A 16,864-nucleotide genomic window follows, 5' to 3' on the forward strand; every position below is an offset into this window, starting at 1 on the left:
ATGGGCGTGGGAGAACAGGATGATAAGTAATCCGGGCGAAGGAGAAAAACATGGTAAAATATATGGAATGTAACATTGATGAGATGGAGCGTGTCTGCAGCCTGGGGAAGGCGCTCTCTTCTCCGGTACGACTGGAAATGCTGCAGCTTTTATACGAAAACAGTCTGATTATCGGAGAGATAGCGAAGAAGATGGACCTTCCGGCATCGAGCACGGCGTTTCATCTGAAAATTCTGGAGCAGGCGGGGCTGATTCGCATGGAAGAGCAGCCGGGAACGAGAGGAACGATGAAGCTGTGCACCAGAAAGGTGGATATCGTATCACTGGGACTGGTAAGAAGGAATAAGGACATTAATGAAATGTTCAGTGCGGAGCTTCCAGTCGGAGCTTTCAGCAGCTGCCGGGTCTCGCCTACCTGCGGGCTGTGTGCGCCGGACGGTGTTATCGGTAATGAGGATAAGGAATTCTGCTTTTATTATCCGGAACGGATGAAGGCGGGGCTGCTCTGGACCTCCTCCGGCTATGTGGAGTACCGGTTTGCCAACGGCGTACCGGCAGACAGGGAGGTTACGCGGCTTCTGTTTTCGGCGGAGCTCTGTTCTGAGGCGCCGGGATACCGGGAGGACTGGAAATCGGATATCACACTGTGGGTAAATGAGACGGACTGCGGCACTTTTACCAGCGCGGGAGATTTTGGCGGACGCCGGGGAAGGCTGACGCCGTCCATCTGGCCGGACGGCTCCAGCCAGTATGGACAGCTTACGGAATGGGAGGTGCGCGGCGACGGCACCTACATCAACGGAATCCGGGTCTCCGATACCACGATCGGGGATTTGAATCTGATGAACCGGGCTTATGTTGCTGTCCGGCTTGGAAACAGAGAAGACGCAAAATATGTCGGCGGTCTGAATCTGTTCGGAAAGCAGTTTGGAGATTACGCACAGGACCTGGTTCTGACAATGGAATATCTGTGATGCATGTGAAAAGAGAAAATAAAATATGAGAAGAGAAATATAAGCGGCTGCTTCCGGTTTTGGGAGCGGCCTTTTTGGCGCCCAGGAGGGATGCGTTTCTGCGATTGTACGGATATAGAAACAATAAAATTGTTATAGCACTAATGAAAACAACAGTAATACTGTTTAAATAACAGAAAAATTAACAAAAATCCGTTAAAAAGACAAAAAATCATGAAAAATATGGTTGACAAAAGGAAAAAATAACGTATAATCTTAGTTAAAGGAACAGAAATACTGTTCAATCTATTTGGCCGAATAGAAAAGATAGCTGTATATTTCAAAATTATTGTTATTAAGGAGGAATAAAGCATGAAACGGAAATGGACGACATTATTACTTGGCGCATCAATGACGCTGGCACTCGGAGGAATGGCATTTGCAGAGGAAGCGGATGTAAATGAAGACGGTACCGTAAACAACCCGGAGGCAGTCCAGGTAGACGAGAACAAGCTGGTATTCTGGTCACTGTTTACCGGCGGCGACGGCGAGTATATGCAGAAGATCATCGACGACTACAATGCCGGCGGTCCGACGAAGGAGGTACAGTCTATCACACTGGTATGGGATGACTATTATACAAAGCTTCAGACGGCGGTAGCGGCAAAGAAAGGTCCGGACATCGGCATTTCCCATGCGTCAAAGCTGTCAGAGCTGGTAGACCAGGGCGTGGTAGAATCTATATCCCCGTATCTGGAGGAGCTTGGCGTAGACCTTTCCACCATGTATGCGGAAAATTCTCTGGATGCCGTTACATACGACGGTGAGATTTATGCAGTTCCGCTCGATACACACGCTGAGATTCTTTACTACAACACGGACATTCTGGAAAAAGCGGGCGTGGAGCTGAACGAGGACGGCACGCTGTCCATCTCGTCGGCAGACGAATTTACAGAAATTCTGGATAAATGCAAGGCTGTCATGGAAGACGGACAGAGCGTTATTGCCCTGACAAACAACGGCGACGACCCGTACCGTACCTGGTGGGCAACCTACTTCCAGATGGGCGGCACACCGCTGGTAAACGATGAGGGTACAGAGGTAACGCTTGATAAGGATATCGCAGTGCAGGCGGCAGAATGGGTAAAATCTCTGTATGACAACGGTTATGTTCTGGAGGGTATCTCAGACCATCAGAAGCTGTTCCAGGCAGGCGACGCTGCGTTCCTGATTGGCGGAACCTGGGCGGTAGGCGTTATGGAAGAGACAGAAGGACTGAATTTCGGTGCGCAGTCATGGCCGCAGCTTTTTGACAATGCTTCCTGCTGGGCAGATTCCCACACACTGATTCTTCCGGTAAATCCGGACAGAACAGAAGAGGAAACACTGGCGGCTGTTGAGTTTCTCGTGAGCGCGTCTAAAGACGGCGGCGCTACCTGGGCAGGCTCCGGACAGATTCCGGCGTGCCTGGAGGTTGTAGACAGCGACGCATTCCTCGGACTGCCGTGCAGAGAAAATTACAAATCAGCGCTTGATAATGCGGTGCTTCCTTCCAAGAACCCGGCGTTCTATGCGATGAAAGCGGGCATGATTGAAAGCCTGGATACGCTGTGGACCGGTACGGCGGATGCAGCAGGTGCGATTGACGCACTTTATAATGAACTGGAGTCCAATCTGCAGTAAGTCCGGATCTGGATGCTCTGGCAGAGGGGAGCCGGCTGGCTCCCCTTTGCATCTTACGGAAACTTGCCGAAGAAAAGGAGGGAAAACATGAGTAAAGCAAGAAAAAGAAAAACGCTGCTCATTGCGCTGGCATTCATGCTTCCGTTTTTCGTTTTGTATACGGTTTTTACAATATGGCCGGTAATCCAGGGCTTTTATGTCAGCCTTCATAAGTGGGGACTGATGGGGAAGCAGAGCTTTCTTGGCTTTGATAATTATGTGAAATTTACCGGCGATAAAAACTTCTGGGCGGCGTTGTGGCATACGACGTTTTTCACTCTGATTACTACGCCCATGCTTGTCATTGTCTCGATGGCGCTGGCGATGCTCGCAAACCGTCCGACAAAGCTGAAAAAAGGACTGCGCATCATCTTTTATCTGCCCAGCGTGCTGTCTGTGTCGGTTGCGGCGTTTATCGCAAAATTCGCCTTTACACCGTATACAGGTCTGATAAACGGGCTGCTTCACCAGATTGGGGTGCTTCCGGCTTCGCAGGAGCTGCAGTGGCTGCAGAGCCCCAGCCTGGTGTGGGTTACCGTCTCGGTTATGACGGTCTGGTGGACCATCGGCTTTCCGATGCTGCTGTATCTGTCGGCACTGCAGGATATCTCGCCGGATGTGTATGAGGCGGCGTCCATCGACGGCGCGAGCCGCTTCCAGCAGCTCATTCATCTGGAACTGCCGCTGCTGAAGCCGACCACCTGGCTGGTAGGACTTCTGCAGATGATTGCCTGCTTCAAGGTTTTCGGACAGATCCAGCTGATCACCGGAGGAGGACCGGCGGGCTCCACGCGCCCTCTGATCCAGTATATTTATGAGACGGCATTTAAAAAGAACAATCTGGGATATGCGGCGGCAATGTCCTATGTACTGTTTGGTATCCTGCTGATACTGTCCATCGGACAGCAGATTCTTCAGAGAAGGAGTGAGGACTGATATGGCGAAAGTGAAAGTAAAAAGCAGAAAAAGGAAATCTGTCGGGTACTGGGCGCTGAACGTGGTTTCGATTTTTCTGGCGGCTGTTTTTATTGGTCCGATACTCTGGGCGCTGGCGGTTTCCTTCCAGCATGAGGGAAAGGCGATCAACAGTGTGCTGGACTGGTTTACCGGTCCGTACACGCTGGAAAACTATCCGCATATTATTTTTAATTCATCCGTACCGACCTGGCTGATAAACAGTGTGATTATTGCGGTGATTGTAACGGCTCTGACGGTGATTTTCTGCGCTATGGCGGCTTATGCAATCGCAAAGATCCCCTTTAAGGGAAGCGGTATTTTCTTCATGTATTTTCTGATTGGTCTGATGGTGCCGACAGAAGCGACGATTGTTCCGCTGTTTATCACCGTAAATGGAATGAATCTGATTGACACTTATGCAGGGCTGATTCTTCCGTCGATTGCCGGCTCCATGAACCTGATTATCATGGTAACGTTTTTCAGGAATCTGCCCAATGAGCTTCTGGAGGCGGTGCGCATTGACGGCGGCGGAGAGCTGACGATTTTTTTCCGCATTGTCCTGCCGCTGTCGAAAACCATTATTGCCACCGTATGCATTTTCGCATTTGTGGGAAGCTGGAACAATTACCTCTGGCCTCTGCTCTGCGCAATGAGTGACAGTCTGTTTACGCTTCCGGTCGGCATACCGACCTTTGCGAGCACCTACACGGTTGATTATGTAGCGCCTCTGACGGCGGCGATGGTGGCTTCCCTGCCGATGATTATTATCTATATTATCTTTGAAAAGCAGATTGTCGCGGGCATTACCTCCGGCGCGGTAAAAGGCTGATGCCTGCAAAGAAGCGCGGAGAATAAGAAATACGAAATAAGTTGATGGAGGATAAACACACAATGAAATGTTACGTAAAAGATTATCCAAGACCACAGTTTGTAAGAAGTAACTGGGAAAATTTAAACGGTACCTGGGAGTTTCGCTTTGATGATGAAAATGTCGGTGAAAAAGAAAAATGGTACGCAGGTTTTCACGGGGACAGAGAGATCCGGGTTCCGTTTACCTTCGAAACGAAAATGAGCGGTATCCATGACGAGACCCGTCACGATTTTGTATGGTATAAAAGAGAATTGCAGGCGGACGCTGCCCGGCTGGAGAAGGAGGATTACCTGCTTCATTTTGAGGGAAGCGATTATATCACAAAGGTATGGGTGAACGGACAGTTTGCCGGGGAGCACACCGGCGGCTATGCAAGATTTACTTTCAATATTACGTCTCTTTTAAAGGACGGCGCCAATGAACTGGTAGTCCGGGTGGAGGATCATTTTGATATGCAGCAGCCGCGCGGAAAGCAGAGATGGATTGATAAAAATTTCGCCTGCTGGTATGTGCCCGTTACCGGTATCTGGAAGACGGTCTGGTCGGAATATGTCTCCAGAGTGCGCATTGAGCGTGTGAAGATGACGCCGGTGCTATCCGAAGGGCTCCTGGAGCTGGAATACGATGTGACAGCTCCGGAAGAAATGCTGGATGGAAGCCTTTATGCGGCGGCGACGGTTTCCTATGAGGGCGTGCTGATAAACAGAAGCCTGACGGCGGTGATGGACCGCCATGTCAGAACGACAGTCAATATGTTTCTGAAAAACAATCATAAGCTGGAATGGGCGATCCGCACCTGGTCTCCGGAGGAGCCGAATCTCTACGATGTGGAATTTGAGCTGCTGCGCGGACATGAGGCGCTGGATAAGGCGGGTTCCTACTGCGCGATGAGAGAAATCCGCATCGACGGACCAAATATTCTGCTGAACGGACATCCGCTGTATCAGCGGCTGATTCTCGACCAGGGCTACTGGAAGGATTCCAATATGACACCGCCGGATGAGGAGGCGCTGATTGAGGATATCGACAAGATTCATGCGCTGGGTTATAACGGGCTGAGAAAGCATCAGAAGATAGAGGATGAGCGTTTCCTGTACTGGTGCGATGTGAAAGGAATGCTGGTGTGGAGCGAGGCTCCGGCAACCTTCTGTTTTACGGATTATGCGGTGGAGGAGTTTACCAGAGAGTGGATGGAGATCGTAAAGCAGAATTATAATCATCCGTGCATCATCACGTGGACGCCGTTTAATGAATCCTGGGGCATCAGCCAGGTGGAGACAAAGCGCGAAGAGCAGCATTTTACAGAAGCGATTTATCATCTGACAAAGAGCGTGGACCCGTACCGGCCGGTGATTGTGAATGACGGCTGGGAGCATACCGTCTCCGATATCATTACTCTGCACGACTATGAGGAAGCCGGAAAAATCTTTAAGGCAAGATATACAGATTACAAAGAAGAAATTATGACAACAGAAGTATATCACAGCGGCAGCAAATCTGCTTTTGCGAACGGATATGCCTATAAGGGACAGCCGGTCATTATCAGCGAATACGGCGGAATCGCTTTCAATAACGACGATGCCGGATGGGGTTATGGCGACAAGGTGAATACGCAGGAAGAGTTTATCCGCAGATTTGATGAAATTACCACGGCGGTGAAGGAGGTTCCGTACATATGCGGCTTCTGCTATACGCAGGTGTCGGATGTGCAGCAGGAAATCAACGGTCTGATGGATATGGAAAGAAACTTTAAAGTAGACCCGGCGGCGATTAAAGAAATCAACGAAAGAAGGGTAGGCTGCTGGAGGTCTTATATGTAAAAGACGGGCGTCATCCGCTATGCTGTCTGCATTTGTGGGCAGACGGCATGACGGAACGCGGATGTCCGCTTTACAGGCGGAAGAGAAAGCGGTATGTGGTCAGCACATACTGCTTTTTTGCGGGTTTCTGCACATGCGAAAATAACCGGGCGTTGCAAAATCACTTTTGATGTAGTAAAATAATATCAGTAATATTTGAAAGAGGTGTATGAAAATGGAATTGGCGACATTACAGAAGGATATGATTGCGGCGATGAAGGCGAAGGATAAGCCGCGCAAGGAGGCGATTTCTGCGCTGGTTTCCGCGGTGAAGAAGGCGGGCATCGACGCGGGTTGCCGGGAGGATATTCCGGAGACGATGGTGGACCAGGTAATTCTGAAGGAAATGAAAACGGCGAAGGAGCAGCTTGACACCTGTCCGGCGGAGCGGACAGAGCTGAAGGCGGAGTACCAGTTCCGCTACGATGTGATTTCTTCCTATGCGCCGAAGCTGCTTTCGGCGGAGGAGGTAAAGGCGCTGCTGCAGGAGAAGTATGCGGAGCTGCTTGCCACGAAAAACAAGAGTATGATCATGAAAACTGTCATGGCGGAGCTGAAGGGAAAAGCAGACGGCAAGGTGATTAACCAGGTTGTGGCGGAGCTTTGTAAGTAACATCTTTGGAGAAAATTGTGAATAAGAAAATCAGATATCTGGCGGCGCTGGTATGGATGCTTGCGCTGGTGCTCCTGCCGGCGGGCGCAGGGGCATCGGAGAGCAGCAGATATACGCAGATTCCGACGATAACAGAAAATTATGTAAACCCAATATACCGGGACACAGTCAGTGAAAGCAGGCTGGTTTTCCGGAATCCGTATGCGCCCGCTCCTCTGGCGGAATATGGCGGTTATGTTTCGGAAGCAGCGGCGGCAGAGAGCTTCCGCGGGCAGATGAAGCAGCGCGAGGAAGAGATTGTTGTCCTGGTGGAGACAACGGCGGATACGGACGGTATGCTGCGCCGGATTGCGGAGGCGGCGATGGCGCACACGGGCAATCCGACGGAGGGCGACTATCTGAAGTGGCAGTACGCGGGCTGGAGAGGTACGCTGGGCGGCTATACTGCCGGAGGGGTAAAATATCTGACACTCACTTATACGCTGACGTACTATACGGACGCGGCGCAGGAACAGTATGTGACAAATGCGGTCAATGCGCTTATCGGAACGCTTGGACTGCGGGACGCATCAAAATCCAGTTACGAGAAGGTGCGGGCGATTTATGATTATATCTGCAGCAATGTAACATATGATTCTGCAAATGCAGGAAATGAAAATTATAAGCTGAAGCACACGGCATATGCGGCGCTGGCGGATAAAACAGCTGTCTGCCAGGGGTACGCGGTGCTCTTTTACCGGCTGGCGCTGGAGAGCGGCATAGATGCGCGTGTGATTTCCGGCTATGGCGGCGGCACTGCGCATGGCTGGAATATTGTAAAGCTGGGCTCGCAGTATTATAATCTGGATGCCACCTGGGACGCAGGGCGCGATCCCTGGCTTTATTTTCTGAAAGCAGATAATTTCAGCGGACATACGCGTGGGGAAAACTATCAGACGGCGGAATTTTACGGCAGCTACCCGATGGCGGCGTCCGACTTTCCGGAGAAATGTACGCATGAGGCGGGAAGCACGGTGCAGGAAAATGTAAAGGCGGCTTCCTGTACGCTGCCCGGTTCCTATGAAAATGTAACATATTGCCAGATATGCGCGGAGGAAATGAGCAGGTATACCTGTCTGATACCGGCTGAAGGTCACACATTGCAGACCATTCCGGGAAGAGCCGCGGACTGTCTGAATACGGGTCTGACGGACGGGCAGAAATGTACGGTCTGCGGGACGGTTGTGACAGAGCAGAAAACGGTTGCCGCGAAGGGGCATTCCTGGGGCACATGGAAGACAACGGCAAATGCGACGGTATTTGCGCCGGAGAAGCAGACGGCTGTCTGCAGCGTATGCGGCGCAGTGAAGGTACAGGATAAGGGAACGAAGCTGACGGCAAAGATACGCGTGTCGGCGTCCACGCTGCTGCTGCAGAAAAAGCAGAAGACGACCGCGTGCCGGGTTACTTTTGCCAACGGTGATTCTGTGAAATCGTGGAAATCCGGCGACAGAAAAATTGCGAAGGTTTCCGGCAGGGCAGACGGCACCTGCACTATTACCGCCGGAAATAAAACCGGCAGGACCAAAATTACCGTGACGCTGAAAAGCGGTAAAACGGCAACCATCAACGTGAAGGTGCAGGCGGGGAAAGTAGCGGCGAAATCCGTAAAACTGGCTGCCACAAAGATTACATTAAAAAAGAAGCAGAAAATACAGCTTTCACCGGTGATAAAACCGGTTACCTGCCAGGAAAAGGTACAGTACAGCTCTTCTAACAGCAAAATTGCAAAGGTAAATGCGAAGGGCGTCATCACCGGGGTAAAAGCCGGAAAAACAAAAATAAAAGTAAAGGTTGGCGGGAAAACAGTAACCTGTACGGTAATTGTAAAGTAATGGAAAAATCAAATACTTCGCTGCAGGCAACGGGGTATCTGATTCTCGCGGCATTCTTTAAATGCTTGTGCATTGAAGGACCGGCCCTTGCAGGGCGTCGCAGGCACGGCATTTGGATCATTGTTCGCGGAAATAAACGGAATATGCAAAGGACCAGGCAAATCAAAGGAGATTTGCGCGGTCCTTTTTGCGTTTAAAATCCGGCGGCAGAAGAGCGGGCAGAAATAAATTGTCATTAATTTGCCCGGAATGCTTTTTGACGGAACCGATTGCCATATCTTCCGCAGCAGACACGTTGATTTTTTGCCTTTGCTGCGCCGCCTATTGGCAGCAATTTTGCCTTCATGAAAACTGGTCGGACAAAATTGCTGCCGCTATGCTCGCAAAGCCTGCAAAATCGGCCTATCGTCTGCTTGCAGAAGCATGGCAATGGATTCCTTAAAAGCAGTCCGGGCAAATTGCAGATACTGCAGTATAGCCCGCTCTTCCGCCAGCCGGATACACATAAATAAAAGGAACGGGGGATTTTTATGAGAATTTACACAGAGGCAGACCGGGTGAGTACGGGGAATAAGGGAATGGATGAGGTAATCGACATGCTGCGCATGGGCGATAACGTGGTGTGGCAGGTGGACGCGGTGTCGGATTACTGCCGCGTGGTGGCGCAGTATCTGAAGCAGGCGCAGGCGGACGGGCGTGAAATTCACTATATGCGCTTTGGGGCGCACGAGCCGGTCATTCAGGAGGCGGAGGGCGTGCAGGTGCACACGATTCATGCGGAGCTTGGCTTCGAGCATTTTGCTATGAAGGTGCATCATATTATTAAGGAAATCGGCGTGGATGCGTTTTACATTTTTGACTGTCTGACGGACCTTGTGAAATACTGGTATTCGGATCTGATGATTGGAAACTTTTTCCGTGTGACATGCCCGTATCTGTATGAACTGAACACAGTGGCTTATTTTGCGCTTATCCGCGATTCACACACGGAGCATACCATTTCGCGCATCCGCGATACGACGCAGGTGCTTCTGGATTTGTACAACGTGGGCGGCAATTATTACCTGCATCCCTTAAAGGTCTGGCAGCGCAAATCGGATACGATGTTTCTGCCGCATCTGATTTTGGGGGACACGGCAAAGACCATTACGTCAAGCTCTGAGACGGCGGCGCTGTTTTCGCATTTCAGTCTGGACCGCAACCGCACGGATTACTGGGATGTGGTGTTCCAGGAGGCTTCCATGAAGCTGTCCGGCTCGGTGGAGGAGCAGAATACGGCAAAAGAGCTGCTTCTGCGGCTGCTTATCGGGGAAGATAATCCAATCGTGGGCCTGTGCCGGGAATATCTCTCTCTGCGCGACCTGCTGGATATCAAATCACGGGAGCTGGGCACCGGACGCATCGGCGGCAAGGCGGTCGGCATGTTTCTGGCGCGCAAAATTCTGGAGAAGGACAGGGAGCACAATTTTTCGCGGCTTCTGGAGGTGCATGATTCTTTTTACATGGGCGCCGACGTATTCTATACTTATATCGTTCACAACGACTGCTGGAGGCTGCGCACGCTGCAGAAATCCAGAGAGGGCTATTATGAGTACGCAAAGCCGCTGCAGGAGAAGATGCGAAAAGGGACCTTTCCGGAGTATCTGGTGGAAAAATTTAAGGCGATGCTGGAGCATTTCGGGCAGTCCCCGATTATCGTGCGCTCCAGCTCCCTGCAGGAGGACAATTTCGGCAATGCCTTCGCCGGCAAGTATGACAGCGTGTTCTGTGTAAACCAGGGAACCCTGGAGGAGCGCTACGAGGCGTTTGAGCAGGCGGTTAAGCAGGTCTATGCGAGCACGATGAACGAGGACGCTCTGAATTACCGTATGAACCGCGGGTTGTGGGATAAGGATGAACAGATGGCGCTGCTGATTCAGCGCGTGTCCGGCGATTATTACGGAAAATATTTTTTCCCGCATGTGGCGGGCGTGGGAAATTCTTCGAATTTATATGTCTGGGACCCGTCCATTGATATGGATGCTGGCATGATACGGCTGGTGTTCGGGCTCGGCACGCGGGCGGTGGACCGCATTGAGGGAGATTATCCGCGTATTGTGTGCCTGGACGACCCCGGACGTCCGCCGCTGATTTCTTACGGCGACGAGCGGAAGTTCTCACAGCATTATGTGGATCTGCTGGACACCGGCACGAACGAGTGGACGCACAAGGATGTGGACGAGATTCTTGCGATGGATATTAAGACGAATAAAAATCTGTTTTCGTCGCTGGATTTTGACACCATGCGCTGGCTGCAGGAAATGGGCAGAAAGACGCGGAATCTTTACATATTAAATTTCAACCGGCTGCTGAAATATACGGATTTCCCGGAGAATATGCGGCAGATTCTCAAAAGGCTGTCGGAGGTTTATAATTATCCGGTAGATATTGAGTTTGCAGCGAATTTTGATAAAGATGGAAATTATAAAATCAATCTGCTGCAGTGCCGTCCGCTGCAGACGCGGGGACTTGGCAAGACGGTAGAGATACCGGAGATTACTGAAAAGACAGATTGTTTCTTTTCCACACACGGCAATTTCATGGGTGGCAACGTGCGCATTCCGGTTCAGTATGTGATTTTTGTGAAAGCGAAGGCGTACCTGGCGCTGCCGGAGCAGGAGCGCTACACGGTGGCGCGCGTCATCGGCAAGCTGAACCAGATTCTGAAGGAAGAGCATGTGCTGCTGGCGGGACCGGGACGCTGGGGCACTTCCACCACCTCGCTGGGCGTGCCGGTGCATTTTACGGAAATCTGTCATATGAGCGCTATCTGTGAGGTGGCGTACCAGGAGGGCGGTCTGATGCCGGAGCTGTCCTACGGCAGCCATTTCTTCCAGGACCTTGTGGAATCCGGCGTCTTCTATGCCGCCATTTTCGAGAAGGACACGGACGTCATTTTCAATGAAGCCTATGTGCTGGAGCGGGAAAACTGCATCGGGGAATTTGTGGAAACCGCTTACGCCAATGTCATCCATGTCGCGAAAACGGACGGACTGGAGCTGTACTCCGATACCGTCAGTCAGCGGCTGGTGTGCATGAAACGGCAGGCGACGGAGTAAAGCTGTGGGTATTCATTGCTTTTGATACTCTTCACGGTAGGCGCTGGGCGTTTTTCCTGTTTTTTTCTTGAAGCAGGAGCTGAAATAGTATTGATTCGAATAGCCTACCTGGGTACTGATAACCTTCAGGGACAGAGAGGTATTCAGCAGAAGCTGGCAGGCGGCGTCGATGCGGGTATCTGTAAGGAAGGTACTGATATTCTGGTTCCGGCACCGCTTGAACAGCGTACTGAGGTACGCCGGGGAAATCTGAAGATGCTCGGCTATTTCATTCAGGCTCAGGTCGCTGTTGCTGTAATTTTTTGTGATATATTTTACGGCAGTCTCGCACAGGCTTTCGTGGTATTTTGATACAGATTCCGAAAGCTTCTGGCAAATTGTCTGGCATGTATTAAGAAGCCAGTCGGAAATCATGGCAATCGTTTTAAAATAATCCGGATTGGTAAAAATAAAAGTGATTTCCTTTTCAAATGCAGGAGTCATGATATTTAATTCATAGCAAAATTTCAATAACCGGGCAACAACCGTGTATAATTGGGAATAAACAACAATTTTGGAATCACAGTTTCCGGGAAAAGAATGGATAAAGGCATGAATCCAGTCGGTGATGCCATCCATGTCTTTTTTACATATACATTGAATCAGATTCTCTTCGGATATGTCCCCGACGGGCAGAACTTTACTGCCGTACCGGGAAATAGCGTCTGCCTCCAGGAAAGTCTGTTCCGGAAAGAAAAAACGGTACTCCAGTGCTTTCTGGGCGCTTGCATAGGAGGAATTCAGCTCCCAGATGCTGTCAGTAATATTGCCAAGTCCGATGACAAGCCCATAACGACTGGAAAAATGCTCTGCCACTTTCTGAAAGCGGGACTGTATCAGCTCACGGAATTTATGCGTGGATGCAATATTTTCGCCAATAATACAGATAAAATTGGTCAGATCCTTCAGAACATAGTGGAAAGAAAAGGTACTGCAGATTTTGCGGACAGAATGCTCCAGATTCATAGAGCGCACACAGTATTCTTCAATACCGAGCTTCTGTTTCAGAAGATCGGAATCTGCGGCAGAAATATGCAGAACAATATAATAACGGCAGTTCAGCTTTAAATCAAGGTACTGCGCATATAGCTCCAGAATCTGCGAGGATTCCCGGTTCCCCTGCTGAATCAGGGAACGGAAAAACTGCTCCGCCATAGCGGGACGGCTCTTTTTCAGAATTTCCAGATTTTTCGCTTCCATCCTGATTTCAGCGATTACCTTTTCAAGAATCTCTGTGAGATAACTGTAATTGATGGGCTTTTCGATATAGTCGAAGGCACCCAGACGCACAGCCTGTCTGGCGTATTCAAATTCATCGTAGGCGCTGATTAAAATAATTTTAATAGAGGGATTAAGGGCGAGCGCTTTTTCGGAAAGCGCAAGCCCGCTCATACCCGGCATGGAAATATCGGAAATCAGAATATGCACAGGATGACTTTTAAGATAATCCAGTGCAGAAACGCCGTCGTATACTGCGTGTACAGAGGAGATTCCCAGACCTTCCCAGGAAATGGCGTGCAGAATACCTTCCACACAGATATAATTATCATCGACTAATAAAACATTCATATTCATATATAACATCCTTTCTGCCCGGAAGACTTTCAGGGCAATATCTGCTGAAACTCAATTTTTACGGTTGTTCCCACTTGATATTTGCTGTCAATTTCGATGAATCCATGCCCGAAAAGCTCACTGGAAATCCGGGCGTTGACGTTGCAGATGCCAAAATGACGGCTGGTATCCACAATACGTGTACGCAGAGATTCCTGCAGCTCTGCAAGCTTTTCGGGAGGAATTCCGTTTCCGTTATCGCGGATAAAAATGAGGATGGTATCATCGCCATAACGTATTTCGATTTGAATGTGCAGCTTCTGACTGCTTCCCTGCATACCGTGATGGATGCTGTTTTCGATGAAAGGCTGCAGGGTGAATTTGCAAATCATAAAATTCTCAATCGCTTCATCCGTCTCAATGCTCCATGTAAAATTTCCACCCCGGCAGATAGATTCAAGCTCCATATATAACTGGGCGATTTCAAGTTCATCCCGGATTGTGATCAGCTCGTTGGATTTACGCAGTGTCATGCGGTAAAAACGGGTGAGGTTTGTGATAAGCTTATTTGCAAGCTCCGGCTTCCCCATATTGTTGCAGACAATAATCGAGTCCAGAATATTATAAAGAAAATGAGGATTGATGAGAGACTGCAGAAGCTGATATTTTAAGGATTCCTCCTGTGCTCTTAGGGCGGTAATTGAATCAATATTTTCCTGCAGTGTTTCCATCATCCGGTTATAAGTGATGGCAAGCTTGTCCACTTCATCATAATTTTTTTCGGGCTTATCTTTTACGTATTCAATAAAGGAACCATGAAACTGATTTTCGCTGAAATTCACCTGTTTTGCCGAATTGGACAGCAGAGTAATCCGTTTTGTAAAATTGTTTGCCAGAAAAATGATAAAGACGACCATGCAGGGAACAATCAGGGCGAGAATCAGAAGAAAACTGCCTACATATGTAGAGGCACTGGCTCTCAGATAATCCTGCGATACTCTTGTCACATAGGTCCAGCCGTTGCTGAGGGCGTTGATATAGTACAGGGCATCCGGCTGGCTGGAGAAATCTGTGGCGAGCAGCTCCGGTCTGTCTGAAAAAAGATTGCAGACAAGTGTTTTTGTTTCTTCTGTACCGGAAAAAGCAACAAGCTGCTGACTGTTGTCGAGCAGATATCCGGTAATTCCGGAATCGGCATAGAAGGTGGACAGAAGCTCGGTAAATTCATCGGCATTGATACTGATGAAAAAAACATAGCGCAGTGTATTGTCCAGTCCGTCGCGCAGCATATGAATACAATTAATAGCGTCAAAGGATACATATTTTTTACTCAGCATAAAGGGATAAGACTGGTCTTCCACAAAAAGCCAGACAGAATCTGCATTGCTCTCCAGCAGCTCCTGCGCGGACAAACCAAAATCAGAGAGAGAATCCAGGCTGTAGAACATTAATCCCTCGTTTGTAAAAATATAATCAGAATCCAGAAAAATACAGATGTATCCAAAGTCGAAGGCAGAAACCAGGGTCTGGATATTTGTGCGCAGAGTATAGAAGGTCTGAAGCTGTTCTGCGCTGATGGAGCCTTCCTTTTTGGGATATGTATACATATACGAGCGGAGTGTGGCGGCCACCTGGTTCATCTGGGTAAAACGGGATTCAATCTGGTCTACAAGCTGCCGGTTGGTAAGCGCGGTAGCATTCATTACCTTGTCATAGGAGTTTTCCGTGTTAATCCGGTAGAAAATAACGCTAATCAGAAAGAGCGGTACGATAGTAGCCACCAGGAAAGCGCAGGCCAGCTTTTGCGGAAAACTGTTGCGAATCAGACAATGGGACAGCTTACTTTTAATGTGAAAAAGCTTTTTGGACATAATGATATATCTCCTCCCGGAATCGAAAAAAATAACAGTTAAAAGCGATATTATTTTAAAATAAACGAAAGAAAAATACAACAAAATATCCAAAAATAAAAAATCTTATAAAGCATTGAAAAAATAATATATTTCAATTTGCCCTGTTTTTCTGTATCCTTAGAAACAACAGAAAGCGCAGGGGCGCAACAAAAAAAGGAGGGTTATCTTTATGAAGAAAAAAATGATTGGAGCGGTATTGATGGCATCGGTGGTGTGCGGGACGCTTATACCGGCGCAGGCATCGGAAGAGTATGATTTGACGGTCTATTCCATCGAGACGACAGATCCGGATTTTGATACCTGGCTGGCGGCAGCAGAGGAGGCTACCGGGCTGAATATTAATGTAATAGCGGCACCGACGGATACGGATACCCGTCAGCAGAAAATTACGACGATTCTGTCAACGGGAGATACCTCTGTCGATGTTATTCAGATTAACGATGAAATGTCAACCGCTTTTAAAAACACAGGCTGGCTGGAAGGGCTGAATGACACAGTAATGACAGAGGATATTCTGGATAATTTTGCTGTCGGCTACATTGAAGATATGATTACTTCAGCGGATGGTCAGATTGTGGGTGTACCGGGCTACTGCGGATATCTGTCCATGTGGGTAAACCAGGAAATCATGGATGAAGTGGGAATCGAATCCATTGATACACTGGATGACTTTAAAGCATTTCTGGCAGCAGCATCCGAAAAAGAAGGGCGTTATGGCTACGGCGGCTCCTGGGAGAAAACATACGTTTTCAATGAAATCGCTCAGTTTGTCAACATGTTTGGCGGAGATTATTATGACTGGTCAAACGAGGGCAACCGGAAGGCGCTGGAATTTATGAAGGAAATGGTAGACAACGGCTGGACAAGCCTGGACCAGCTTGCGGATAAGTACGAGCAGATGAACCAGAAGTTTATTGACGGTGATTACGGAGTAGTGTTTTACTGGGGAACCGGAAGTGAGTATGCAGACGCTGGCATGAAGGGTGATGACAAGATTCATATGTACAAGGTTCCTACTTTTGAGAAGGGCAGCATTTTTACAGATTCCTGGAGTTACGTGCTGAACAGTGCATCTGAAAATAAAGAGGCGGCATATACCTTCCTGAAGTGGATTGCAAGTGAAGACGGGGAAGCAGCTATTTATAATTGCTTTGACCGTTATCCGGCAAGAAGCGATGTGGCGGAGAAGGTAGTTCCGGAAGATAATGATGTGAAAGCGATGTATGCAACATATGCGGAGGAGCTTGAGGTGCATGGACGTCCGATGCTTCCGCAGACAATGGAGTTTATTTCCGAAATGGGAACGCTGTTCCAGCAGTATGTGCAGGGAGACATTTCACTTGATGATTTCTGTGCACAGGCGCAGGAGGCTGTAGAGGCAAATCAGTAACGGATTTTAAAGGACTGCCGC

At 49.1% G+C, this 16,864-nt stretch carries 12 protein-coding genes; 10 read left to right on the top strand and 2 right to left on the bottom strand.

The genetic code is table 11. From position 1 onward, the window contains the following. Nucleotides 1-50: 50 nt before the first annotated feature. The 9 genes from NQ534_RS12740 (at nt 51) to NQ534_RS12780 (ending at nt 11,947) form a co-directional block, all read left to right on the top strand. Nucleotides 51-974, top strand: coding sequence for an ArsR/SmtB family transcription factor (locus tag NQ534_RS12740; RefSeq protein ID WP_006862972.1), 924 nt, complete (start codon nt 51-53; stop codon nt 972-974). 351 nt (nt 975-1,325) lie between these two features. Beyond that, the gene (locus NQ534_RS12745; RefSeq protein ID WP_006862970.1) at nt 1,326-2,636 is read left to right on the top strand and encodes an extracellular solute-binding protein; all 1,311 of its coding nucleotides are present in this window, start codon (nt 1,326-1,328) and stop codon (nt 2,634-2,636) included. 87 nt (nt 2,637-2,723) lie between these two features. Continuing rightward, on the top strand, nt 2,724-3,611 hold the full coding sequence (locus tag NQ534_RS12750; RefSeq protein ID WP_040784133.1) for a carbohydrate ABC transporter permease: 888 nt from the start codon (nt 2,724-2,726) through the stop codon (nt 3,609-3,611). Nucleotide 3,612: 1 nt separating this feature from the next. Continuing rightward, nucleotides 3,613-4,461 (top strand): carbohydrate ABC transporter permease, encoded by an 849-nt coding sequence (locus tag NQ534_RS12755; protein WP_006862968.1) that lies wholly within the window; start codon nt 3,613-3,615, stop codon nt 4,459-4,461. Nucleotides 4,462-4,523: 62 nt separating this feature from the next. Continuing rightward, nucleotides 4,524-6,323 carry a glycoside hydrolase family 2 protein gene (locus NQ534_RS12760; RefSeq protein WP_143115794.1) on the top strand — a complete coding sequence of 600 codons (1,800 nt, stop codon included), beginning with the start codon at nt 4,524-4,526 and terminating at the stop codon, nt 6,321-6,323. Nucleotides 6,324-6,537: 214 nt separating this feature from the next. Next, nucleotides 6,538-6,975, top strand: coding sequence for a GatB/YqeY domain-containing protein (locus tag NQ534_RS12765; protein ID WP_040784131.1), 438 nt, complete (start codon nt 6,538-6,540; stop codon nt 6,973-6,975). Between the two features lie 17 nt (nt 6,976-6,992). Then, nucleotides 6,993-8,849, top strand: coding sequence for a transglutaminase domain-containing protein (locus NQ534_RS12770; RefSeq protein WP_040784128.1), 1,857 nt, complete (start codon nt 6,993-6,995; stop codon nt 8,847-8,849). Between the two features lie 256 nt (nt 8,850-9,105). Then, nucleotides 9,106-9,291 carry a hypothetical protein gene (locus tag NQ534_RS12775; RefSeq protein WP_143115793.1) on the top strand — a complete coding sequence of 62 codons (186 nt, stop codon included), beginning with the start codon at nt 9,106-9,108 and terminating at the stop codon, nt 9,289-9,291. An 88-nt stretch (nt 9,292-9,379) separates the two neighbouring features. Then, nucleotides 9,380-11,947: a PEP/pyruvate-binding domain-containing protein gene (locus NQ534_RS12780; RefSeq protein WP_006862961.1), complete on the top strand. Its 2,568-nt coding sequence runs from the start codon at nt 9,380-9,382 to the stop codon at nt 11,945-11,947. 12 nt (nt 11,948-11,959) lie between these two features. On the opposite strand, the gene NQ534_RS12785 is transcribed toward NQ534_RS12780, so the two are convergent. Together NQ534_RS12785 and NQ534_RS12790 are read right to left on the bottom strand one after the other, a co-directional pair. Further along, entirely contained in the window at nt 11,960-13,561 is a 1,602-nt protein-coding gene (locus NQ534_RS12785; protein WP_050778338.1) for a response regulator, read from the bottom strand. A gap of 29 nt (nt 13,562-13,590) precedes the next feature. Next, nucleotides 13,591-15,411, bottom strand: a complete 1,821-nt coding sequence (locus NQ534_RS12790; protein WP_006862959.1) for a sensor histidine kinase — start codon at nt 15,409-15,411, stop codon at nt 13,591-13,593. A 211-nt stretch (nt 15,412-15,622) separates the two neighbouring features. Between NQ534_RS12790 and NQ534_RS12795 the strand changes: the two genes are divergently transcribed. Next, on the top strand, nt 15,623-16,843 hold the full coding sequence (locus tag NQ534_RS12795) for an ABC transporter substrate-binding protein (RefSeq protein ID WP_006862958.1): 1,221 nt from the start codon (nt 15,623-15,625) through the stop codon (nt 16,841-16,843). Nucleotides 16,844-16,864 lie beyond the last annotated feature (21 nt).

The organism is Marvinbryantia formatexigens DSM 14469, assembly GCF_025148285.1.
GTDB classification, from domain to species: domain Bacteria; phylum Bacillota; class Clostridia; order Lachnospirales; family Lachnospiraceae; genus Marvinbryantia; species Marvinbryantia formatexigens.

What these genes read in the sequence shown, in the direction of transcription:
- NQ534_RS12740 (WP_006862972.1), top strand. Translation starts at nt 51, where the DNA reads ATGGTAAAATATATGGAATGTAACATTGATGAGATGGAGCGTGTCTGC.
- NQ534_RS12745 (WP_006862970.1), top strand. Translation starts at nt 1,326, where the DNA reads ATGAAACGGAAATGGACGACATTATTACTTGGCGCATCAATGACGCTG.
- NQ534_RS12750 (WP_040784133.1), top strand. Translation starts at nt 2,724, where the DNA reads ATGAGTAAAGCAAGAAAAAGAAAAACGCTGCTCATTGCGCTGGCATTC.
- NQ534_RS12755 (WP_006862968.1), top strand. Translation starts at nt 3,613, where the DNA reads ATGGCGAAAGTGAAAGTAAAAAGCAGAAAAAGGAAATCTGTCGGGTAC.
- NQ534_RS12760 (WP_143115794.1), top strand. Translation starts at nt 4,524, where the DNA reads ATGAAATGTTACGTAAAAGATTATCCAAGACCACAGTTTGTAAGAAGT.
- NQ534_RS12765 (WP_040784131.1), top strand. Translation starts at nt 6,538, where the DNA reads ATGGAATTGGCGACATTACAGAAGGATATGATTGCGGCGATGAAGGCG.
- NQ534_RS12780 (WP_006862961.1), top strand. Translation starts at nt 9,380, where the DNA reads ATGAGAATTTACACAGAGGCAGACCGGGTGAGTACGGGGAATAAGGGA.
- NQ534_RS12785 (WP_050778338.1), bottom strand. Translation starts at nt 13,561, where the DNA reads ATGAATATGAATGTTTTATTAGTCGATGATAATTATATCTGTGTGGAA.
- NQ534_RS12790 (WP_006862959.1), bottom strand. Translation starts at nt 15,411, where the DNA reads ATGTCCAAAAAGCTTTTTCACATTAAAAGTAAGCTGTCCCATTGTCTG.
- NQ534_RS12795 (WP_006862958.1), top strand. Translation starts at nt 15,623, where the DNA reads ATGAAGAAAAAAATGATTGGAGCGGTATTGATGGCATCGGTGGTGTGC.